The organism is Novosphingobium sp. Chol11, from assembly GCF_900218065.1.
Taxonomy (GTDB): domain Bacteria; phylum Pseudomonadota; class Alphaproteobacteria; order Sphingomonadales; family Sphingomonadaceae; genus Sphingobium; species Sphingobium agri.
The window spans coordinates 2204421-2226420 of sequence record NZ_OBMU01000001.1 but is presented as its reverse complement, the minus strand read 5'-3'; the positions used below and the strand labels follow the sequence as shown (position 1 = coordinate 2226420).

Below are 22000 nucleotides of genomic sequence, written 5' to 3'. Positions count from 1 at the left end.
CCTAGCGGCCAAGTTCCTTGGCTTCCTGATATTTGAGTTCAAGGAAGCGGTTCTGCACCGCCAGCTTGTCGATATCGCCGCTGGCCAGCGCCTCGCTGATCCGGGCGAGCTCTCCGTCGATGACCTTCAGCCCTTCGATCAGCTGCTGCTCGGGCACGCGGCCGTTGCGTTCCTCGCGGCGAAGCGGGGCGGGAATGGATTCATAGCCGGTGACCAGTTCGGGCAGGTGATCGGACAGCAGCTTGCGGATTTCCTGGGCGGCAGGCTCCTGATCATTGAGGCGTTCGAGCTGCGGCGCGAGCGTCTCCAGCTTGACGCCGATGCTGTCGGCCAGGGTGACGGCGGGGGCGGGCAAGGCTTTGCGCTGATTGTCGAGCCAGATTTCGGTCTGGAGCGGGAGGGCGGTGATGGGGGCGGTGGCAAGCGCCTGCGTCCCGACGCGTGGTTCGGAGGGGAGGAGGGCGATCAACAGCAGCGCCGCGATGGCAAGACCCAGCGCGACCATGACGCCAGTCGTGCCGAGTGGGATGAAGAAGCCTGCAACCATGCTGCCGATAAGGATGGCGAGTATCGACCAGAAGGCCCATTTCACCTTGCGCATCAGCGCGGCGCCGCGCCTCTGCCGCGCCCGGGCCGACAGGCTGCGCCCACGGTCGCCGTGGCGGCGCAGCACCGCTTCGGCGTCGGCCAGGACACGGTCGGATCGGCTCACTGCCTTAGGCCTCGATCGCGCTCAGTAGCGGGTTGTCGGCGCGCGCCTGTTGCGCGGCCTGCGCCTGGCCCTCTGCGCGGGCGATATAGCCCTTCGACTTTTCCACCTCCGTCGACAGCGTGTTCACCGTCGTCTTCATATTCTCCAGCGCCTTGGCCTTGAACGTGTCGATATTGTCCATGGTGTCGTAGATATTCTGGAAGGCGCGTTGCAGCGTCGCGATGGGGATGGTGCTGGACGCGGCCTGCTCATGGATTTGCGCCGTCTGGTTCTTCAGCATCTCGCCGGTCGAATCGATCATGTTGGCGGTCGTCGTGTTGAGCGCGCTGATCTGTTCGAGCACCAGCTTCTGCCCCGCCAATGCCTGCGCCACGGTGACGGCGGTGCGCAGCGCGGCAACGGTGGTGGTGCTCGCGCGGTCGACGCCCTTCACCAGTTCGACATTGTTCTTCTTGACGAGGTCGAGCGCCAGATAGCCCTGAACGGTCACGGCCATCTGCGTCAGCAGGTCCTGCGTACGCTGGCGAATATAGAAAAGCGCGCTCTCCCGGATCGCCTTGGCCTTCGCCGGATCGGTCGCGTCCAGTTCAAGCGCCTTCGCCTCCAGCCGGGCGTCCAGCGTCTTGGAGATGTGGATCATCTGTTCCAGGCGGCCCATCGCCGCCCACATATTCTGCCGCTCGACATCGATGGCGGCATTGTCCTTGATCAGCACGTCCTTGCCGCTGGCGAGGCTGCCGAGGATCGAATTGATGTGACCCTGCGCACTTTTATAGCCGTCGAAATAGTCGCGCAGCCGGTTACCGAAGGGAATGATCCCGAACAGCTTCTTGGGCGCAAGCAGGCTCCCGCGCTTGCCCGGATCGAGATCCTCGACCGTGCGGCGTAGCTCAGCCAGATCCGCGCCAACCTTGTTGTCGCTGTCCATCGCGCGGACGGGGCGATCAAGGAAGCGGTTCGAATGGCCCGCCGCCTCTGCGATTTCCTTGCGGCCCATATTGGTCAGCTGGTCCACCCGCTGGCCGAATTCGGGCGAGTTGGCGTCCTGTGCGACAAGGTCGTCGATGAAGGCATCGACCTTCTCGTCCAGCTTCGAACGCTTCTCGTCATCGATCGGGACAAGACCCGCCGCCTTTTCCGGCGAGACCGGCGGCACCGGATCGGGCGGCGTCAGGTTGAGCGTATCGGCGGTCGCCGTGGTGGGCGCGGTGCTGGCCATAACGTCTCCTTCATGCTGTTATATGTAGCTATAACAGTAGCGCTTCAATCCGGAATATGGTCCTGCGTCCGGGCCGATGCAAATCCTTGCCCTGCCCTTGCCGCAACGCATCATTTCCTGTAGGGGCGCGCGCGATACTCTGGTCAGGCGTGGTGCCGGCCGGGAAAACAGAAAATCCCAAAGGCACATGCATGTCCCTGCGTAATATCGCCATCATCGCACACGTCGATCATGGCAAGACCACATTGGTGGATCAGCTTTTCCGCCAGTCCGGCACCTTCCGCGACAATCAGCGCGTCGAGGAACGCGCGATGGATTCGAACGACCTCGAAAAGGAACGCGGCATCACCATCCTGGCGAAGCCCACCTCGGTCGAATGGAACGGCACCCGCATCAACATCGTCGACACGCCAGGCCACGCCGACTTCGGCGGAGAGGTGGAGCGCATCCTCTCCATGGTCGATGGCGTCATCCTGCTGGTCGATTCGTCGGAAGGCGCGATGCCGCAGACGAAGTTCGTGACTGGCAAGGCGCTGGCTCTGGGCCTCAAGCCCATCGTCGTCGTCAACAAGGTGGACCGTCCCGACGAGCGCATCCAGGAAGTGCTGGACGAAGTGTTCGACCTCTTCGTGACGCTGGACGCCACCGACGAGCAGCTCGACTTCCCGGTACTCTACGCCTCGGGCCGCAACGGCTACGCCAGCGAAGATGCTCAGCGCCGCGAAGGCACGCTGGAGCCGCTGTTCCAGAAGATCGTCGATCATGTGCCGCCGCCGTCGCTGGACGTGGACGCGCCTTTCAGCTTCCTCGTGACGCTGCTCGATCGCGACAATTTCCTTGGTCGCATCCTGACCGGCCGGGTCCAGTCCGGCACGGTCAAGGTCAACCAGCCGATCCACGCGCTCGACGCTGACGGCAATGTGATCGAAACCGGCCGTGCGTCGAAGATCATGTCCTTCCAGGGCCTGGACCGCGTACCGGTGGACGAAGCCAAGGCGGGCGACATCATCAGCCTCGCGGGCCTGACCGTCGCTACCGTCGCCAACACCATCGCCGACCCGCAGGTCAGCGTTCCGATCAAGGCCCAGCCGATCGATCCGCCGACCCTGTCGATGCGCTTTGCCGTCAACGATTCGCCGATGGCGGGCCGCGAAGGCAGCAAGGTGACGAGCCGCATGATCCGCGACCGCCTGGCCCGCGAAGCCGAATCCAACGTCGCCATCAAGGTGACGGAATCGGAAGACAAGGACAGCTTCGAAGTCGCGGGCCGCGGCGAACTTCAGCTCGGCGTTCTCATCGAGACGATGCGCCGCGAAGGTTTCGAGCTCGGCATTTCGCGCCCGCGCGTGCTGTTCGGCGAGGACGAGAATGGCAACAAGACCGAGCCTTATGAAACCGTCGTCATCGACGTGGACGATGAATTTTCGGGTACGGTCGTCGACAAGATGAACATCCGCAAGGCCGAGATGACCGACATGCGTCCCTCGGGCGGCGGCAAGACCCGCATCACCTTTTCCGCGCCCTCGCGCGGCCTCATCGGCTATCATGGCGAATTCCTGTCCGACACGCGCGGCACGGGCATCATGAACCGCCTGTTCGAGAAGTACGGCCCCCACAAGGGCAAGATCGAAGGCCGCAAGAATGGCGTCCTGATCTCGAACGGCGCGGGCGAAGCCAATGCCTATGCGCTGGGTCCGCTGGAAGATCGCGGCATCCTGTTCGTCGGCGTGGGCGAAGCGCTCTACGAAGGCATGGTGATCGGCGAGAACGCCAAGCCCGAAGACCTTGAAGTCAACCCGATGAAGTCGAAGGCGCTGACCAACTTCCGCGCCAGCGGCAAGGACGACGCCGTCCGCCTGACCCCGCCGAAGAAGATGACGCTGGAACAGGCGATCGCCTATATCGACGATGATGAAATGGTCGAGGTGACGCCCAAGACCATCCGTCTGCGCAAGCGCTATCTCGATCCGAACGAGCGCAAGCGCATGTCGCGCGCCAAGGCGGCTTGATCCAAGAGGCCGGTGTCGAAGGACACCGGCCTTTTTGTTATGGGTCCCCCATCAGTAGTGCATGTCCGGCGATGCGGCATGCCGACAAGCCACTACCGCTCCACTATAAACTAAGTTATAGTTAACTCATGGGGGACAAACGCTTAATCACGTTGGCGGCGATGCTGTCGGCGTTCATCGCATCCGCGCCGCTGGGGGCTCAGGCACCACGGCCCGGCGCCTTGGAAACCTACAAGGATTGGACGATCGGTTGCGACAATCGCAGCCGATGCGAGGCCGTGTCACTGCTTCCCGATGGCGGTGAGTGGCCGGACAAGCCCGTCGCGCTCGGCCTGGTGCGCGAGGCGGGGGGAGCAGCCGACCCGGAAATATGGGTCAGCCGCGATGGGCGCGGGCAGGAGGAGGTCAGCTTCCTGGTCGACGGTCGCAGGATCGCCACGGCCGCGGGCAGGGATGGCGAAGCCCGGCTGCAAGGGCCCCAGGCGGCCGCTCTCGCCATCGCCATGGCGCGGGGCACGAAGCTTGAACTGCGATCGGCCGGTGCAGTCATTGCCCGGCCGTCCCTTGCCGGAGCGGCGGCGGCAATGCGCTATATGGACGCGCGGCAGGGGCGTGCAGGCACGCAGGCGGCGCTGGTCGCGACAGGAGCGCTGGCGGCGAATGCGGTTCGCCCGGCGCCTCCGCTTCCTTTGATCCGCCGGGCGGTCATACCGGCAGGCGCGGCGCCCGTGACCCTGTGGCGCGAAGAACTGGCGGCTCTGGGGAAATTCACCGGTTGCGCGGACGAGATGCGTGATGCGTCGCCGCCGGAACTGCATCGCCTTTCAAAGACGGAAACGCTGGTGCTGGTCCCCTGCGGCGCGGGCGCTTACAATTATTCGGCTGTTCCGGTGATCGCCACCGGCATTCCGGGACGGCGCAGCTTCCGCCACGCGGCCTTCGATTATCAACCCGGCTGGAGCGAGGATGCCGCGCATCCCACCTTGGTCAACGCCTCCTGGACGCCAGAAAGTTCGTCGCTTGAAAGCTATGCGAAGGGTAGGGGCATTGGCGACTGCGGCAGCAGCGAAAGCTATGTCTGGGATGGCATCCGCTTCCGCCTGGCATCCGCGAGCGCGATGGGCGAATGCCGGGGGGCCTGGCATTGGATCACCACCTGGTCGGCCAAGGTCGTCCCATAGCGGTCACGCCGCAGCGGCGAGGATGAGGGAGAAGAGCCCGTCGGGATCGGTCCATTGCCGCGCCGGTTCCCATCCTCCTGCACGCAGCAGCAGCTGTTCGTCGCGCGGCCCATATTTGTGGCTGCTCTCGCTATGGATGGTCTCGCCCTGCTCCATCGCGAACGCATGTCCCGCAACGTGAAAACGCAGGGGCCGCAGTGCCTCCAGATGCATTTCGATCCGGGCCTTCCCGTCATTCCATATCGCGCGATGGGCAAAGTCTTCGATCGGCAGGTCGCCTTCCAACTCGCGGTTGATGCGCGCCAGAAGGTTGAGATTGAAGGCGGCTGTGACGCCCGCTGCGTCGTCATAGGCTGCGATCAGCCGGGCAGGGTCCTTGATCTGGTCCATGCCGATCAACAGCATCGCGCCCTCTCCGAGCAGCCTGCGCATCGATCGAAGCAGGTCGACGGCCGATGACGGTTCCATGTTGCCGATGGTCGATCCGGGGAAAAAGCCGAGCCTTGGCAGATCATCGACCATATTGGGCAACGTCAGGTCGGCATGAAAGTCGCCGACCAGCGGCAGCACAGGCAGGCCGGGGAATGCAGACGCCAACGCCGCGCTGCTCGCGTGGAGAAAATCGCCGCTGATATCGATCGGCACATAGGCGGATGGATCGATCGCCCGAAGCAGATGCGGCGTCTTGCGCGCGCTGCCTGCGCCGAATTCGATGACGGCCCGACCGGGGCCGACGGCATCGGCGAAGTCCGCGCCATGGCGTTCCAGCAATGCCGTTTCGGTGCGGGTGGGATAATATTCGGGCAGGTCGGCAATTTCCTCGAACAGTTCCGATCCGCGCCGGTCGTAGAACCAGATCGGTGGCGTCGCCTTGGGATGGCGGGAAAGTCCCTCCACTATGTCACGGCGAAAGCTGCTGTCCGCGACGGGGCTCGCGGCGGGGGCGTCGAGTGTCAGAAGCACAGGCTAGAGATCCTTGGCCAGGCGCAGGCCAGTGAACTGCCAGCGTTGATGGGGGTAAAAGAAATTCCGGTAACTCGGCCGCACATGCCCGCGCGGGGTGGCGCAACTGCCGCCCTTCAGGACGAACTGCCCGGCCATGAACTTGCCATTATATTCGCCCACGCCGCCTTCACTGGCGCGGAAGCCGGGGTAAGGACGATAGCCACTGCCGGTCCATTCCCACACATCGCCGAACATCTGGGTAAGCGAGGCGCGGCCGTCCGTGGCTTGGGGGCGGGGACATTCAGCGCCGTCGAGTTGATTGCCGCTGGTCGGTGCGACATTCAGCGCGCCGCTTTCCCACTCTTCTTCGGTGGGCAGCCGCGCTCCGGCCCAGCGGGCATAGGCATCGGCCTCGTAGAAGCTGATGTGACAGACCGGCGCGGCGGGGTTGACCGGTTTACGGCCGTCCAAACCGAAGCGGGTCCAGCCTTGAGCATCCTGGCGCCAGTAAAGGGGCGCTTCCACGCGCTCCGCCTGCACCCATGTCCAACCGTCCGACAGCCAGTGCGCGGGATCGCGATAGCCGCCCTCCTCGATGAAGGCGATCCATTCGCTGTTCGTGACCAGCCGGTGGGCCAGAGCATGCGGGTGGAGAAGCGCCTTGTGCCGTGGCTCCTCGCAATCGAAGGCAAAATCGCCTTTGCCATCGTCGCCTATTTCCACAAGGCCCTGGCGTCCTTCGATCCAGTGGATGGACCCCGGAAGCGCCGCTGGCTTGGACCTTGGTGTTTCAAACAAGGCGGGTTCCAGCGGGTTCAGCGAAAAGAGGTGCTGCATGTCCGTCAGCATCAACTCCTGATGCTGCTGTTCATGATGAAGGCCGAGCAGGGCCAGCGACTGCGCGGATGCAGGAAGGGTAGGGAGGGCCGCCAGCAGCGCTTCATCGACATGGGCCCGGTAAGCGAGAATATCCTCAAGCGGCGGGCGGGTCAGCACGCCGCGCAGCGGGCGGGCTTGGCGGGGGCCTTCCGCTTCATAATAGCTGTTGAACAGGAACGCATAGTGCGGATCGAACGGACGATAGCCCGGCACATGGTCGCGCAAGACGAAGGTTTCGAAGAACCAGCTCGTATGCGCCAGATGCCATTTGGCTGGGGAAGCGTCCGGCATGGACTGGACGGTCGCATCGGCATCCGACAGCGGGGCGCACAGCGCTTCACTTAGCGCCCGCACGTCGCGATAGTGCTGCGTCAGATCATGCTGACCCGGTGCGACCCGGCTTTTCGCCATGCTGGCCCTTCCCATAGGCTTGTGCTGCAATCGCAAAAACAAGCGCATGGGAGGCGATTTCGGTTCCGCTGGGCGGCGGAGCTTCTTTGAAGCTAGCGCGAGGCGCCGGGCACCCACTTCACATCGGCCGCGCCATTGCCGTTGAGGCGCCGGGCCATGACGAACAGCAGGTCCGACAATCGGTTGAGATAGGCTAGGGCCTGAGGATTGAGCGCGACCTCCGCCGCAGCCGCCGTGGCGCTGCGTTCGGCCCGGCGCGTGATGGCGCGGGCGAGATGGACGGCGGCTGCGGCAGGCGACCCGCCGGGCAGGATGAAGCTGTCGAGCGGCTGCAAATCGGCGTTCATCGCATCGATCTGGTCTTCCAGCCGCTTCACCTGGGTGGCGACGATGCGCAGCGCCCAAGGTTCGTCCTCCCCCTCCGGCACTGGCGTGGCGAGGTCTGCGCCGAGGTCGAAAAGATCATTCTGGATCGTCGTCAGCCAGTCCGCTTCGGGTGCTGTGCCGATAGCGAGGATGGCGAGACCGATCGCGCTGTTGGCTTCATCGACATCGCCGACCGCCTGCATGCGCGGCGCATGCTTGGGCAGGCGCGATCCATCCACAAGGCCGGTGGTCCCCGCATCGCCGGTGCGGGTGTAGATCTTGTTCAGCTTCACCATCGGCGGATCAGCCGTTGCCCTTCATCAGCAGCAGGATGGCCACGATGATGACGGCCGCCGCCTGAAACAGGATGCGGTTCATCATCATCTTGTTCTGCTTCAGGCTGGAAGGGCTGGGCGTGCCGTCCGGCGCGTTCAGCTGCTCCTTGGTCGTCTGCAGAAAGGCGATGATGCCCCGGACGAGCGCAAAAAGCGTCGCTGCCATGGCAAGGACAAGCGCAATGACGAGAATGATGTTCATGGCCTGAATCTAGGCCTTGGCCAGTGAAATGCCAACCGGAAAGCGACCGCCCCGCAGATCGGCGGCAAGGACTGCGGGATCGGCGCTTTGCGTGCGCAGGTCCGCCAGGGCGACCGATCCATCGCGCTTGGCCAGGCGCTTTCCGTCGGCGCCGACGAGCAGCGGATGGTGGCAGTAGACGGGTGTCGGCAGGTCGAGCAGCGCCTGAAGCAGCCGGTGGACATGGGTCGCGGCAAACAGGTCATCCCCACGCAGCACATGGGTGACGCCCATGGCCGCATCGTCCAGCGTGCAGGACAGATGATAGCTGGCGGGCGCATCCTTGCGCGCGAGGACCACGTCGCCCGCGGTCTGGGGCTCCGCCTTGATCATCCCTCCATCCCCGGCACTCAGCCCGAGCGGGGGGAAGGGAGCGGCCTTCCAATGCAATTCACCTATAGTCGCAATCGCCTTGGCCATATCCAGCCGCCACGCATGGGGTTCGCCTGCCGCAACCCGCCGTTCCCGTTCGGGCGAAGGCAATGCGCGACAGGTGCCCGGGTACACAGGCCCCTCCGGCCCATGCGGCGCACTGGCGCTGGCGGCTATGTCGGCGCGCGTGCAGAAACAGGGATAGAGAAGGTCCATGTGCCGCAATCTCTCCAGCGCCGCGTCATAAAGGTCGAGCCGCTCCGATTGAAAGACCAACTCGCCGTCCCACGTCACCCCCAACCAGTTGAGGTCCTCCGCTATGCCCGCGACATGCTCCGGCCGGCTGCGCGTGCCATCGATATCTTCGATCCGAAGCCGAAATAAGCCGCCATTTGCGCGGGCAAAATCCATCGCCAGCAATGCCGACCAGCCATGGCCGACATGCAGCTTGCCGGTGGGGCTGGGTGCGAAGCGCGTTACCACATGCTGTGGCGGGGACGATTGGATCATACAGGCCCTTGACGGGTCGGGGTGGTTAATGCTGTCATGTTGCCGTCACGTTCCTGATCGATCAGGATCCTGGCAATTGGGGGTTCGAGGGTTCTTATGTACCATCCCGACCTGATACGACATCCGGAAAACTGTCCGGCGCTGGTCCTGAACGCTGATTATACGCCGTTAAGCTATTATCCGCTGAGCCTCTGGCCGTGGCAAACCGCTATCAAGGCGGTTTTTTTGGAGCGGGTGGACATCGTCGCCAATTATGAGCGGGAGGTGCACAGCCCAAGCCTCCAGATGAAGATCCCGTCGGTGATCGCGCTCAAGCAATATGTGAAGCCGTCCGAACACCCCGCCTTCACCCGGTTCAACCTGTTCCTGCGGGATCGCTTCGCCTGCCAATATTGCGGATCGCCGCACGATCTGACCTTCGACCATGTCATACCGCGCCGGGCAGGTGGCCGGACGACCTGGGAAAATGTCGCCACGGCCTGTTCACCCTGCAATCTCAAGAAAGGCGGCCGCACGCCCAGGGAAGCGGGCATGCGGCTGCATGTCGAGCCGATCCGGCCGACCAGCTGGCAGTTGCAGGAACATGGCCGGGCCTTTCCGCCCAACTATCTGCACGAAAGCTGGCACGACTGGCTCTATTGGGATGTCGAACTGCTCGCCTGATGCTTGGCCCGCCGGGTCGCCAAGAGCCGGTCAGATGTAACCAGGCAGCCAGTCGAGATCCACATCCTTGTGCCTGTTCGTGTAGTGGCCGATCTCTTCCAGCCGCTGCATATCCAGCAGGGTGATGCGACCATTCGCGCGGCTGATCAGGCCTTCCTGCTCCATCTGCCGCACCATCCGGTTCACATGGACGGAGGTCAGGCCGATGGCGTCGCCAATTTCTTCCTGCGTCAGTTTCAGGTCGAAGCTGTCGGTGACACCGTCATCGGTGACGCGCAGCCGGTCGAAAATGTCGAGCAGGAAGGACGCGACCCGCGCCTTGGCCGACGTGCGGCCCAGGGAGGCGAGCCGGTCGGTCAGCGCCACCCTTTCCGTGTTGGACAGCAGGAACAACAGGGCTGCGACCCGCGGATATTCCTCCAGCAACCGGCGCAAGGCATGCTTGTCGAAAGGGCAGACGATCGCGTCCGAAAGCGCCACCAGTGATTCGGGCGCCTTGCTGTAGATGGTGCTGGCGGAGCCGATGAAATCGCCGGGAAAATAGACCCTCAGGATCTGCCGACTGCCATCGGGCAGGATGACGAAACTCATCACCCGTCCCTCGCGCAGCACGAACAATTCGGTCACCGTTTCATTGACGCGCTGAATCATCGCCCCCCGCTTCACCTTGCGCGGATTTTCCTCAAGTCTGGTAAGCGCGTTCTTTTCCTCGTCGGACAATGGCACATGCTTTGCGAGCCTGTCCGCGAAACAACCTGTCGCCACCCAAAGCACCTTTTATCAAATTTGTCGTTACGGTGGCAAAACGCCCCTTACGTCTTTTGGCTGCATTTTGGGCCCGCGCACTAAACTCGATCAATTTCGTTGGCCCGAAAGTGCAAATGTTTCCCCAGCGTATCCCAACGATCACATGCGGCTGCTTGGGCACGCTGGTCGCTCCCGCCTTGCGCCGAACGCAATTAACGTTAAGAACCCAGCCGATGGACCGCATTCATATTCGCGGCGGCAAAGTGCTGAGCGGCCGCCTTCCCATCTCCGGTGCGAAGAACGCCGCGCTGACATTGCTGCCTTGCGCATTGCTGACCGATGAACCGGTGACGCTGCGCAACCTGCCCCGTCTGGCGGACGTCGACAGTTTCGGTCATTTGCTGAACCAGCTTGGCGTATCGACGATGATCGAAGGCGCGCGGCCGGAGGATTTCGGGCGGGTCATGACCATGCGCGCGGGCCGGGTCACATCGACCGAGGCGCCCTACGACATCGTGCGCAAGATGCGGGCGTCCATTCTGGTGCTCGGCCCCCTGCTCGCGCGTGCGGGCGAAGCGCGGGTTTCGCTGCCCGGCGGCTGCGCCATCGGCAACCGCCCGATCGACCTGCACCTGAAGGCACTGGAGGCTTTCGGTGCGGTGATCGAGATCAACGCGGGTTATGTGCGCGCCTCCGCACCTGATGGCGGCCTGCCCGGTGGCATCTATACTTTCCCTGTGGTGTCCGTTGGCGCGACCGAAAATGCCGTCATGGCGGCGGTGCTCGCAAAGGGAACCTGCGTCCTTGAAAATGCCGCGCGCGAGCCGGAGATCGTCGATCTTTGCAAATTGCTGATCGCCATGGGCGCGGATATTGAAGGGGTCGGGACCGACAAGCTGATCATCCATGGCCGGGACCGGCTGCATGGCGCGACCTACAGCGTCATGCCGGACCGCATCGAGGCAGGCAGCTACGCCTGCGCGGCGGCGATCACCGGGGGCTCGCTTGAACTGGCCGGGGCCTGTGCCGACGACATGCATGCCATCCTGGCCGCCCTGCGCGACGCGGGTGTTCAGGTCGATGAGCTGAAGAACGGCATCAGGGTTTCGGCAGACAGCAAGCTCAAGCCGCTGACCTTGTCCACCGCACCTTTTCCCGCCTTCCCGACCGACATGCAGGCCCAGTTCATGGCGATGCTGACGAAGGCGGACGGCGCATCCGTCCTGACCGAGACGATCTTCGAAAACCGCTACATGCATGTGCCTGAACTCGCTCGCATGGGGGCGGACATCGGCGTGAACGGCCGCACGGCCGTGGTGCGCGGCGTGGATCGTCTGGTCGGCGCGCCGGTGATGGCGACGGATTTGCGTGCCTCCATGAGCCTGATTCTCGCCGGGCTCGCGGCGGAAGGGGAGACGCAGGTCAACCGCGTCTATCATCTCGATCGCGGCTATGAGCGGCTGGAGGAAAAATTGTCGGCCGTCGGCGCGGACATCGAACGGGTAAGCGATGGCTGACGGCACGGGGCTGGAGACGGATCGGGCGGCCTTGCTGGCGCGCTATGATCTGGATGCCGGCGGCTTTCGCACGCTGGACCAGATCACCGACTTCGCCGCTGCGCTTTGCGAGGCGCCGATCGCGCTCGTCAGCATCGTTGAGGAAGAGCGTCAGCGCTTCCTTGCGCGCACGGGCCTTGATGCCGAAGAGACGTCGCGCGACGTGTCCTTCTGCGCCCATGCCATGCACGGCAGCGACATTTTCGTGGTGCAGGATGCCAGCGCCGATCCGCGCTTTGCGGCAAATCCGCTCGTCACGAGCGCACCGCACATCCGTTTCTATGCTGGAGCGCCGTTGTTGAATGGGGAGGGGGTGCCGCTGGGCTCGCTCTGCGTCATCGATGACAAGCCAAGGGAGGACCTGACGCCGGTTCAGCGGCAGGGCCTGTTCCTGCTGGCGCGCCAGGTGATGGTGGAGCTGGAGGGGCGGCGGCGCGATCAGGACATCATCGCCCGCCAGGTCAAGGATGCGGAGGCTGTGGCGGAGAGCGACCGGCTCTTCCGCACCCTGGCCGATACCATGCCGCAAATGGTCTGGTCGACGCTGCCGGACGGCTATCATGATTATTATAATGCCCGTTGGTATGAATATACCGGCGTGTCGGATGGCGCCACGGATGGCGACGGGTGGAACGGCACCTTCCACCCGGACGATCAAGAGCGGGCATGGCAGCGGTGGCGGCATTCGCTGAAAACCGGCGAGCCATACGAGATAGAATATCGGTTGCTCCATCATAGCGGCGAATATCGGTGGACCTTGGGCCGGGCGCTGCCCATCCGCGATGATGAAGGCAGGATCACGCGCTGGATCGGCACCTGCACCGAAATTCACGAACAGAAGCTGATGATGGAAGAGCGTGAGATCATCGCGCACGAACTTTCCCATCGGATCAAGAATATCTTTTCCGTGATCGCGGGCCTGATCGGTTTGTCGGCGCGTCAGAACCCCGCAATCCGGGTGGCGGCGGATGATCTGCGGGACCGGATCATGGCTCTTGGCCGGGCGCATGATTTCATCAGGCCGCACAGCATCGAAACCGGCGAAGACATGCAGCAGGGGCGGCTGCACGGCATATTGGAGCAGATATTCGCGCCCTATAATGACGCTGGTGGAAACCGCATCATCCTGTCCGGCGAGAATCCAGCGATCGATGATCGATCCGCCACGCCGCTTGCGCTGCTGTTCCACGAACTCGCGACCAATGCGGCCAAATATGGCGCGCTGTCGGTGTCGCAGGGGCAAGTGCGCATCGATGTCCAGCGCGAGGGCGCAGACATCTGCATCGAATGGCGGGAAGAAGGCGGTCCACCAGTAAAGCCGTCAGACCGCGAGGGCTTTGGCAGCCGCCTCATGCAGCTGAGCGCTGAGCGGCAACTGGGCGGACGCATGGAGCGCGACTGGCGGCCCGAGGGCCTTCGTATCAGCCTGCGGATTCCATTCCGCTCCATGAGCCGGGCGAAAGTCGAAATGGCGTAAAGCCGAAAATCTCGGCTGTTTCGAGATCCCTTTGTCCCGACGCGGCAAGGCGTAACGTCTCGGCAATGCTATGCGCGCGGAAAGGCTTGGTTATCACGCCAAGGGCCGCTTCGGCAGCGGCGCCGATCTGAGCCGGGTTGGCGGTGACGTAGATCACCTGGACGCCATATTGAGCGGCAAGTTCCAACCCGATGCCAGGGCCGGTCGGCCCGTCGCGCAGGTTGAGATCGACGAGCGCGATGTCGCAATCATTGGCAGCAATGAGCGCGCTTTCGCGATCAGCCGCAATCGCGCTGACCGCAAAACCTGCGTCTTCGACGATCTGCTCGATCTCGAGTGCGACGAAAATTTCGTCTTCGACGATTAAGACCTTCTTACTCATGCCTCAGCCCGCGGAACTGGAGCCGACAATGTCCAAACCGCCATCTGGTTCCCAAAATCCGAAAATTTTCAGGCCGTCTCGTCAGGCTGATTGGTCCAGAGCGTCTCGAACTTGGTCCCCTGCATCAGCAGCACGCTGGCGGTATAGCCGCCGTCCCCAGCCTTTCGCGCAGTATCGGTGGCGTTTTCGACTGCGGCTTCACGGGTGGCGAATGGGCCATAATAGCGGTTGTCGAGATTGATCTTCCAGACGCCCTCATGTTCCAGGACGATGTAGCGGGCATGGGGCAGGGACATGAGCTTAGAGAACCTCCGTGTTATAATGATGCCAGGCCATGATCGCGGCAGCGCCCCTGTGGGGCCGCCACGCTTCGGCAAGGGCGCGGGTCTGCCGCTCGCTCGGCCGTTCGGGCAGGCCAAGGATGCGGCCGACCTCGATCTGCACGGCAAGATCGCCAGCGGGCCAGACATCGGGTCGCCCTTCGGCGAACAGCAGGTAGATTTCGGCTGACCAGCGCCCGATGCCCTTGACCTGGGTAAGGAGCGCGATCGCCTCCTCGTCATCCTCCGGCAGGGCATGCAGGTCGATCTCGCCGCTCGTGACCAGTTCAGCGAGGCTCCGGGCATAGCCCTGTTTCTGGCGCGAAAGGCCGCAGGCGCGCAGTGCGTCGAAATCGCGGGAGAGCAGCTGGTCCGGCGCGCACCCCTCGCCAAGCTCCGCCTCCAGCTTGCGCCAGACGGCTGCGGCCGCCGCTACGCTCACCTGCTGGCCGACGATGGTGCGCAGCAGCGTCTCATAGCCGGGCTCCCGCATGCGGGGCAGGGGATAGCCGACGCGCGCCAGGGCAGCGGCAAAGCCGGGTTCGAGGACGGCGATCGCGTCCAGGCTGTCGCGCAGCTGCTCAGGGGTGGTGACCATGCTCTGCTTGTTTCCGGCTCTTGATTTATCGGCTCCCCCGCCTATGAGCGGCGGTGGAAATTTTAGGATCGAGGTACATGCCTAAACTGATAGTGGTCAACCGTGCGGGTGAAGAGCAGGCTGTCGAGGGCGACAGCGGCCTGTCCGTGATGGAAGTCATCCGCGACAATGGCTTTGACGAGCTGCTGGCGCTGTGCGGCGGTTGCTGCTCCTGCGCGACCTGCCATGTCTATGTCGATCCCGCCTTCGCAGACAAGCTGCCTGCGCTGAGCGAAGACGAAAACGACCTGCTGGACAGTTCGGATCATCGCAACGAAAGCAGCCGCCTGTCGTGCCAGCTGGTGATGAACGAGGATCTGGACGGTCTGCGCGTCACCATCGCGCCGGAAGACTGATCCTTCTCATCCGGGCGCCCATCACTGGTTGACGCGCAGCGTCGCCATGGGCGCCTCGCTGGTGAGCGGCGTGATCCGCCAGACGATCCGCCTGCCGCCTGCGATGCTCTGCGCGCCGTCTTCCTGATTCTGGCTCACGATTTCGGCGTCGGTGGTCAGCGTGAAGTGGCCGTCGAGCGCCTTTGCCGCATCCTCTCCAGGCCCGCTTTGCCCCATCGGCTCACGGCTCTTGTCGAAGCCGTTGGAATAGCCCGGAGCCTTCACCCGCACCCTGTCGCCGCCGCGCAGCTCGACCGCCACGAAGGGCAGGACGATTTCGGCGTCGCTGTTGAAGGGGAAGAGGAAGCTGTGGGTCAGCCGCCCGCTGATCGCATAGTCGATCTCGAAGCGGTGATTGCCCAGATAGCGGGCGGAACGAAATCCCTTCTCCTTGGACAGGGCGGCGGCGATCGCCTGCATCTGCGCCTCGTCGCCGGATGCTCCGCCTGCGCCAAATCCTTCTTCACGGCCCTTCTGCATCGCCGTCTTGTGAAGGGCGCTATCCTTCTTTTCCGGGGCGCCATCGCCAATGGAATCCCCACTGGAGGAGCCGAACCCCTTCATGTCGGACGATATGATCTCACCCTTATAGGTGAAGCTGAACTGCCGGTCCGCGCGGATGTCGAGGGTGGATTCGAACTTGCCCGGCGTGACCAGGCAGGCGCCCAGCATCAGGCAGCAGGCAAGTGCGCTGGCGGCGCGAAGAAAAACAGCCATGTCGTCCCCCAACTTTCCTGCGCTGCCTCATCAGCGCAGCCTTGCCCTGCTACCGGCTTGCGGCGGCGTACAGGGCGATGGCAGCCGCGTTGGAGACATTGAGGCTCTCCATGCGCGGGCTGATCGGCAGTTTAGCCAAAATATCGCAATGGGCCATGCTGTTGTGACGCAGCCCTTCGCCTTCCGCGCCGAGCACCAGCGCGACGCGCGATTCGCCGATCGCCTCGCCCAATATGGTATCCGCTTCGCCATCCAGGCCGATGCGCCAATATCCCGCCTCGGCAATCTCATCGAGCGCGCGGGCGAGGTTCACCACGCGCACCCACGGCACGATTTCCAGCGCGCCTGATGCAGACCGGGCCAACACACCCGACTCCGGCGGCGCATGCCTGTCCTGCGTCACGATACAAAGCGCATCGAACGCCGCCGCCGACCGCAGGATCGCACCGACATTGTGCGGGTCGGTGACCTGATCAAGAACCAGCACGGGCCGCTTGTCGTCCACGCCCGCTTCCAGCGCGTCGCCCAGCCACACATCATCCAGCGGCTCGACTTCAGCGACGATCCCCTGATGAGGTGCATCGGAGGGCACCATGCGGCCAAGGTCAGCCACATCGGCATAGACGATGGGCAGCACCGGCGGCAGGTCGAGCGCGTTCAGCGCGTCGCGCGTGCCCCAGATTTTCCGGACCACCCGGTTGGGATTGGCCAGGGCCGCGATGACGGCGTGCCGTCCGTAGAAGCGGGGAAAGTTGCCTTTGGGCTTAGCGCCGCGATGTCCTTTTTTCATGGAAGCGCTCTTTTCACATCCGGCCATTGACAGGCAAGCCTCCATTCGCCATTGAGCGCGCCTCCAGCGCGGTAAAAGGCAGTTTTGCCTGCCGCGTCAGGGCACTGGACAGGTGGCCGAGTGGTTAAAGGCAGCAGACTGTAAATCTGCCCGGGTTTCCCGTACGCTGGTTCGAATCCAGCCCTGTCCACCACCCTTTGGCTTTGGCCTTCGGGTATCTGTCCCCTTCCGGCGCGCCGCCTCTTTCGGGTTTCCGGCCAGCGCGCTTCCCATTCGAGCCCGTCTGAAAAGAAGGACCGCTCGTCATGGCGTGGCTTGTGCTTGGCATTGCTGTATTCACCGAAATCTGCTGGGCGCTCAGCCTCAAATGGGCGGCAACCATCGGCAGCTGGCAGGCGTCGTCCGTGCCGATCGCCTTGAGCTTCCTCAATATGGGCCTGCTTGCCCTGGCGATGAAGGGACTGCCCGCCGGGACCGCCTATGCGATCTGGACCGGCCTTGGCGCCGTCGGCGTCATCATTGGCGGCATGATCCTGTTCGGCGACCGCATCGCACCCGTGCAGGCCGGTTTCATGGCGCTGATCGTCATTGGCGTCATGGGGACGAAGCTGTTCGCCCCCGGCTGATCGCGCGGCGGCACCATATGGCGGAGCGGGGCGTTGGCCCCGCACCAATCATCCGTTACGCTGCCGTGCAATGACCATCGATCGTCGCGCCTTCCTGGCTGCCGCTCTATCCGGCTCCTTCGCCTTTCCATTTGCTGGCCGGGCGCTCGCCGCGACGGAGGTCGAACGCGTCGACGCGCTGATCGCCCGGATGACCGTCGAGGAAAAGGCGGGGCAGATGACCTGCCTTACCGACAGCTTTCGGCCCTACAACCCGCCCAATCCGCAGGTCGGGATCCAGGATGAGAAGCGGCTGGCGGAAGAGGTGCGCAAGGGCCGGGTAGGCTGTCTGTTCAACGGCATCGGCGTGGCAGGCGCCCGCCGCGCGCAGGAGATAGCCGTCAAGGAAAGCCGCCTTGGCATTCCCTTGCTGCTGGCGGGTGATGTCATCCACGGGCTCAAGACCATTTTTCCCGTGCCCTTGGCCGAGGCCGCGAGCTTCGACCCGGCGCTGGCCGAACGCACCGCGCGCGCCATGGCGCAGGAGGCAAGCGCGGCCGGGCTGCACCTCACCTTCGCGCCTATGGTCGATGTGGCGCGGGACCAGCGCTGGGGCCGTGTTGTCGAAGGCTCCGGGGAGGATGTCTATCTTGGTAGCCTGTTCGCCGCTGCCCGCGTGCGCGGATTTCAGGGGCGCGACCTGCGCCGGGACGATTCGCTTCTGGCTTGTCCCAAGCATTTCGCCGCCTATGGCGCGGTCGCGGCTGGCCTTGAATATGGCAGCGTCGATATTTCCGAAGAGACGCTGCGCGAAACCCATCTGCCGCCCTTCGGCTCTGCCTTTGCGGCGGGCGCGCTTACCACCATGGCGGCCTTCAGCGAGATCAATGGCGTTCCCGCCACCGCCGACCGGGAATTGCTGACCGACCTGCTGCGCGGCGAGATGAAGTTTCGCGGCTTCGTCTTCTCCGACTACACGGCGGACGAAGAACTGATCGCGCATGGCTTTGCCGAGGATGAGCGCGATGCCGCGCGCCTGGCGGTGCTGGCTGGCGTCGACATGTCGATGCAAAGCGGCCTCTACATCCGCCATTTGCCCGATCTGGTGAAGAGCGGCGCGGTGCCGATGGGGACGATCGACGTTGCCGTGCGCCGCATCCTCTATGTGAAGATGGCGATCGGCCTGTTCGACAATCCTTACCGCTCCATCAGCGAAGAGGCGGAGCGGACCCGCATCGCCACGCCCGCACGTCATGCCCTGGCGCGGGAAGCCGCCGGGCGGTCGATCGTTCTTCTCCAGAACAGCGGCATCCTCCCGCTCGATCCCGCCAAGCGCCAGAAGATCGCGCTGATCGGCCCCTTTGGCGAGGATCGGGACAATCTCTACGGACCCTGGGCATTTTACGGGGAGAAGGGCAAGGGCGTCGACATCGCCGCCGGGCTGCGCGCAGCCATGCCCGATCCTGCCCTGCTCAGCATTGGCAAGGGATGCGACATCATGGCGCTGATCGACGGCGGGGTCGCCCAAGCGGTGGAGGCGGTCAAGGCAGCGGACATCGTGCTGCTAGCGCTCGGCGAATCGCAGGACATGTCCGGCGAGGCGCAGTCGCGCACCGTCATCGAATTGCCTCCGCCGCAACAGATGCTGGCCGACGCGGTGGCTGCCACCGGCAAGCCTGTCGTCATTCTGCTGCGCCACGGCCGCGCTTTGGCGCTGCACGGGTCGGTCGCGAGTGCGCAGGCTGTCCTCGCCACCTGGTTCCTGGGATCGGAAGCGGGCCATGCCATCGCCGACATCCTGTTCGGCCGGGTCGATCCGTCCGCCAAGCTGCCGGTCAGCTTCCCGTGGGAATCGGGACAGGAGCCCTTCTTCTACGACCGCAAGTCCACCGGCCGCCCGGTGATCGACAACCGCACCGAATATCGCGCGCGCTACATGACCACGGACAACAGCGCCCGCTATCCCTTCGGCCATGGCCTCAGCTACACAAGATTCGCGCTGGAGAATCTCAAGCTGTCCGACACCGCCCTGCGCTGGGATCGGGCGATAGAGGTGACGGCCCGGTTGACGAACAAGGGGGACCGGCGGGGCAGCGAAGTCGTGCAACTCTACATCCGCGATCGCGTGGCGAGCCGCACCCGCCCGGTGCGCGAACTCAAGCGCATCGAACGCGTCACGCTTGATCCCGGAGAGAGCAGGACGGTGCGCTTCTCCCTGTCTCGCACCGACCTGCAATTTGTCGGATCGGGCAATCGCATCATTGCGGAGCCCGGCCTGTTCGACCTGTGGCTTGGGCAATCGTCGGAGGGTGGGCTCCACGCCCAGTTCACCCTCTATGCGGAGGCAGTTGCGCCCGCATCCGCCCGATAAGCCGGTCATCTCCGCGAAGGCCGAACAGGCGCGCCGCTCCAACTCGCTTTCCTACAGCGGCTGGTCCATGGCATGATGCCACTGGCTCTTTCCTACCGTGAACCTTCCCCGCCCCATGGGTCCGGGGCGTCATTTCGCAAAAATTTTCCTATTGCGAAATCGACGCCACCCGTCCGTACTCACGCAAATGCGTCGGCCACAACAGTGTGAACTTCGCAACGTCTTGCGTGACTGCAAAACTCCCCGCCTGCACCTTCACCACTCCGCGCGGCTCTGCTAGAGGGCGTCCCATGCTGAATCTCAGGGATATCACCGTGCGGCTGGGTGGCCGTACCATCATCGACCGCGCCAGTGCCGCGCTGCCGCCGCGCAGTCGCGTCGGCCTGATCGGCCGCAATGGCGCTGGCAAGTCCACGCTGATGAAGGTGATGATCGGGCAGCTCGATCCGGACGATGGCGGCTGCGACATGCCGCGCGACACGCGCCTTGGCTATATCGCGCAGGAAGCGCCCGCCGGGACGGCGACCCCCTTCGAAACCGTCCTTGAAGCCGACAAGGAACGCGCCGCCCTGATGGCGGAAAGCGAAACCACGCAGGACCCGGACCGGCTCGGCCATATCTATGAGCGGCTGACGACGATCGACGCCTATACCGCGCCTGCCCGCGCCGCGCGTATTCTGGTGGGCCTTGGCTTCGACGAAGAAATGCAGGGGCGGCCGCTCGACAGCTATTCGGGCGGCTGGAAAATGCGTGTCGCGCTCGCCGCGCTGCTTTTTTCCGAGCCCGACCTGCTGCTCCTCGACGAGCCGAGCAACCACCTCGACCTTGAAGCGACGATGTGGCTGGAAAGCTTCCTCAAAAATTATCGCGGCACCGTGGTCGTGATCAGCCATGAGCGCGATCTGCTCAACAATGTCGTCGACCATATCCTGCATCTGGAAGGCGGCAAGGTGACGCTCTATCCGGGCGGCTACGACGCGTTCGAGCGGCAGCGCGCCGAACGGCTGGCGCAGCAGGAAGCGGCCCGCGCCCGGCAGCAGGCGGAGCGCGAGAAGTTGCAGGACTATATCGCCCGCAACTCCGCCCGTGCCTCCACTGCCAAGCAAGCCCAATCGCGGGCCAAGGCGCTGGCAAGGATGCAGCCCATCGCCGCCGCGATCGAGGACCCCACCTTGTCCTTCGCCTTTCCCAGCCCGCCCGAACTGCGCCCGCCGCTCATCACCATGGACATGGCGGCGGTGGGCTATGGCGACACGCCCGTGCTGCGCCGGGTGAACCTGCGCATCGATCCTGACGACCGCCTGGCGCTGCTCGGCCGCAACGGCAACGGCAAGACGACGCTTGCGCGCCTGATCGCGGCGCAGCTCGCGCCGATGGAAGGGTCGATGAACAGTTCGGCCAAGATGAACGTCGGCTATTTCACCCAATATCAGGTGGAGGAACTCGACATTGCCGACACGCCGCTCCAGCACATGACGCGCGTGATGAAAGGCGCGACGCCGGGCGCGGTGCGCGCGCAGCTCGGCCGTTTCGGCTTTTCCGGCGAGCGGGCGACGCAGCAGGTCGGCTCCATGTCTGGTGGCGAGCGCGCACGGCTGGCGCTGGCGCTGATCACGCGCGATGCGCCGCACCTCCTGATCCTCGACGAACCGACCAACCACCTCGACGTCGACAGCCGCGAGGCGCTGGTGCAGGCGCTCAATGAATATTCGGGCGCCGTCGTCATCGTCAGCCACGATCGCCACATGATCGAACTGGTGGCCGACCGCCTCGTTCTGGTGGACGGCGGCACGGCCCAGCCGTTCGACGGCAGTCTGGACGATTATACCGACATCATATTGCGCAAGGCCGATGGCGGCGGCAGCGGCGGGGATGCGCCAAAGGCGGATCGCAAGGCGGAAAAGCGCAACGCAGCCGAGTGGCGCGAAAAGCAGAAGAGCTTAAAGGCAGCGGTCAGCAAGGCGGAAAAGGAGATGGCGACGCTCTCCGCCGAACGCAGCCGGATCGATCAGGCGCTGTTCGATCCCAAGGCGGCGACGGGTGCCGAGGCGAAGATGACGACGACCGACCTCATGGTGCGCCGCGCCTCGGTCGAAAAGAAGCTGGAGGCGATCGAGGAAAGCTGGATTGAAGCCAGCGCGGCGCTGGAGGAACTGTAAG

Annotated in this window: 22 protein-coding genes and 1 tRNA gene; 10 read left to right on the top strand and 13 right to left on the bottom strand. The window is 64.1% G+C overall.

Annotated features, from left to right (window positions below):
• Position 1: 1 nt before the first annotated feature.
• Both NCHOL11_RS11050 and NCHOL11_RS11045 read right to left on the bottom strand, forming a co-directional pair.
• A complete protein-coding gene (locus NCHOL11_RS11050; RefSeq protein WP_097092347.1) occupies positions 2 to 712 on the bottom strand; it encodes a hypothetical protein in 711 nt (236 codons plus the stop codon).
• A 4-nt stretch (positions 713 to 716) separates the two neighbouring features.
• Positions 717 to 1931: a toxic anion resistance protein gene (locus tag NCHOL11_RS11045; protein ID WP_097092346.1), complete on the bottom strand. Its 1215-nt coding sequence runs from the start codon at positions 1929 to 1931 to the stop codon at positions 717 to 719.
• Between the two features lie 191 nt (positions 1932 to 2122).
• Here NCHOL11_RS11045 and typA point away from each other — a divergent pair, with 191 nt between their 5' ends.
• Complete coding sequence (gene typA, locus NCHOL11_RS11040; RefSeq protein WP_097092896.1) at positions 2123 to 3940, top strand: translational GTPase TypA; 1818 nt, start codon at positions 2123 to 2125, stop codon at positions 3938 to 3940.
• Between the two features lie 128 nt (positions 3941 to 4068).
• Positions 4069 to 5121 (top strand): DUF1176 domain-containing protein, encoded by a 1053-nt coding sequence (locus NCHOL11_RS11035; RefSeq protein WP_097092345.1) that lies wholly within the window; start codon positions 4069 to 4071, stop codon positions 5119 to 5121.
• Positions 5122 to 5124: 3 nt separating this feature from the next.
• Here NCHOL11_RS11035 and egtD read toward each other — a convergent pair whose 3' ends face one another.
• From egtD to gluQRS, 5 genes are all read right to left on the bottom strand, one after another.
• Positions 5125 to 6084 (bottom strand): L-histidine N(alpha)-methyltransferase, encoded by a 960-nt coding sequence (gene egtD / locus NCHOL11_RS11030; RefSeq protein WP_097092344.1) that lies wholly within the window; start codon positions 6082 to 6084, stop codon positions 5125 to 5127.
• Positions 6085 to 6087: 3 nt separating this feature from the next.
• Positions 6088 to 7356, bottom strand: a complete 1269-nt coding sequence (egtB, locus tag NCHOL11_RS11025) for an ergothioneine biosynthesis protein EgtB (protein ID WP_097092343.1) — start codon at positions 7354 to 7356, stop codon at positions 6088 to 6090.
• Positions 7357 to 7448: 92 nt separating this feature from the next.
• Entirely contained in the window at positions 7449 to 8018 is a 570-nt protein-coding gene (locus tag NCHOL11_RS11020; protein ID WP_097092342.1) for a cob(I)yrinic acid a,c-diamide adenosyltransferase, read from the bottom strand.
• A gap of 7 nt (positions 8019 to 8025) precedes the next feature.
• On the bottom strand, positions 8026 to 8259 hold the full coding sequence (locus NCHOL11_RS11015; protein ID WP_097092341.1) for a twin transmembrane helix small protein: 234 nt from the start codon (positions 8257 to 8259) through the stop codon (positions 8026 to 8028).
• Between the two features lie 9 nt (positions 8260 to 8268).
• Positions 8269 to 9180 (bottom strand): tRNA glutamyl-Q(34) synthetase GluQRS, encoded by a 912-nt coding sequence (gluQRS, locus tag NCHOL11_RS11010; protein WP_097092340.1) that lies wholly within the window; start codon positions 9178 to 9180, stop codon positions 8269 to 8271.
• Positions 9181 to 9276: 96 nt separating this feature from the next.
• Here gluQRS and NCHOL11_RS11005 point away from each other — a divergent pair, with 96 nt between their 5' ends.
• Positions 9277 to 9843: an HNH endonuclease gene (locus tag NCHOL11_RS11005; protein ID WP_097092339.1), complete on the top strand. Its 567-nt coding sequence runs from the start codon at positions 9277 to 9279 to the stop codon at positions 9841 to 9843.
• 30 nt (positions 9844 to 9873) lie between these two features.
• On the opposite strand, the gene NCHOL11_RS11000 is transcribed toward NCHOL11_RS11005, so the two are convergent.
• Positions 9874 to 10608 carry a Crp/Fnr family transcriptional regulator gene (locus NCHOL11_RS11000; protein ID WP_097092895.1) on the bottom strand — a complete coding sequence of 245 codons (735 nt, stop codon included), beginning with the start codon at positions 10606 to 10608 and terminating at the stop codon, positions 9874 to 9876.
• Between the two features lie 215 nt (positions 10609 to 10823).
• Between NCHOL11_RS11000 and murA the strand changes: the two genes are divergently transcribed.
• Both murA and NCHOL11_RS10990 read left to right on the top strand, forming a co-directional pair.
• Entirely contained in the window at positions 10824 to 12107 is a 1284-nt protein-coding gene (gene murA, locus NCHOL11_RS10995) for a UDP-N-acetylglucosamine 1-carboxyvinyltransferase (RefSeq protein ID WP_097092338.1), read from the top strand.
• Positions 12100 to 13623, top strand: a complete 1524-nt coding sequence (locus NCHOL11_RS10990) for a sensor histidine kinase (RefSeq protein WP_097092337.1) — start codon at positions 12100 to 12102, stop codon at positions 13621 to 13623. The genes murA and NCHOL11_RS10990 overlap by 8 nt, the downstream gene beginning before the upstream one ends.
• Here the strand turns inward: NCHOL11_RS10990 and NCHOL11_RS10985 are convergent.
• The 3 genes from NCHOL11_RS10985 to NCHOL11_RS10975 form a co-directional block, all read right to left on the bottom strand.
• A complete protein-coding gene (locus tag NCHOL11_RS10985) occupies positions 13568 to 14005 on the bottom strand; it encodes a response regulator (protein WP_097092336.1) in 438 nt (145 codons plus the stop codon). The two genes, NCHOL11_RS10990 and NCHOL11_RS10985, sit on opposite strands and share 56 nt — an antisense overlap.
• A 68-nt stretch (positions 14006 to 14073) precedes the next feature.
• Positions 14074 to 14301, bottom strand: a complete 228-nt coding sequence (locus tag NCHOL11_RS10980; RefSeq protein WP_097092335.1) for a DUF2188 domain-containing protein — start codon at positions 14299 to 14301, stop codon at positions 14074 to 14076.
• Positions 14302 to 14305: 4 nt separating this feature from the next.
• On the bottom strand, positions 14306 to 14923 hold the full coding sequence (locus tag NCHOL11_RS10975) for a DNA-3-methyladenine glycosylase family protein (RefSeq protein WP_097092334.1): 618 nt from the start codon (positions 14921 to 14923) through the stop codon (positions 14306 to 14308).
• Positions 14924 to 15000: 77 nt separating this feature from the next.
• Between NCHOL11_RS10975 and NCHOL11_RS10970 the strand changes: the two genes are divergently transcribed.
• Entirely contained in the window at positions 15001 to 15318 is a 318-nt protein-coding gene (locus NCHOL11_RS10970; protein WP_097092333.1) for a 2Fe-2S iron-sulfur cluster-binding protein, read from the top strand.
• A gap of 21 nt (positions 15319 to 15339) precedes the next feature.
• On the opposite strand, the gene NCHOL11_RS10965 is transcribed toward NCHOL11_RS10970, so the two are convergent.
• The gene (locus NCHOL11_RS10965) at positions 15340 to 16074 is read right to left on the bottom strand and encodes a hypothetical protein (protein ID WP_097092332.1); all 735 of its coding nucleotides are present in this window, start codon (positions 16072 to 16074) and stop codon (positions 15340 to 15342) included.
• A gap of 49 nt (positions 16075 to 16123) precedes the next feature.
• Positions 16124 to 16864 (bottom strand): TrmH family RNA methyltransferase, encoded by a 741-nt coding sequence (locus NCHOL11_RS10960; protein WP_097092894.1) that lies wholly within the window; start codon positions 16862 to 16864, stop codon positions 16124 to 16126.
• A gap of 106 nt (positions 16865 to 16970) precedes the next feature.
• Here NCHOL11_RS10960 and NCHOL11_RS10955 point away from each other — a divergent pair.
• From NCHOL11_RS10955 to NCHOL11_RS10940, 4 genes are all read left to right on the top strand, one after another.
• Positions 16971 to 17057: transfer RNA gene (locus NCHOL11_RS10955), tRNA-Tyr, on the top strand.
• 112 nt (positions 17058 to 17169) lie between these two features.
• Positions 17170 to 17490 carry a DMT family transporter gene (locus NCHOL11_RS10950; RefSeq protein ID WP_097092331.1) on the top strand — a complete coding sequence of 107 codons (321 nt, stop codon included), beginning with the start codon at positions 17170 to 17172 and terminating at the stop codon, positions 17488 to 17490.
• A gap of 70 nt (positions 17491 to 17560) precedes the next feature.
• Entirely contained in the window at positions 17561 to 19840 is a 2280-nt protein-coding gene (bglX, locus tag NCHOL11_RS10945; protein WP_097092330.1) for a beta-glucosidase BglX, read from the top strand.
• 290 nt (positions 19841 to 20130) lie between these two features.
• Positions 20131 to 21999 (top strand): ABC-F family ATP-binding cassette domain-containing protein, encoded by a 1869-nt coding sequence (locus tag NCHOL11_RS10940; protein WP_097092329.1) that lies wholly within the window; start codon positions 20131 to 20133, stop codon positions 21997 to 21999.
• Position 22000 lies beyond the last annotated feature (1 nt).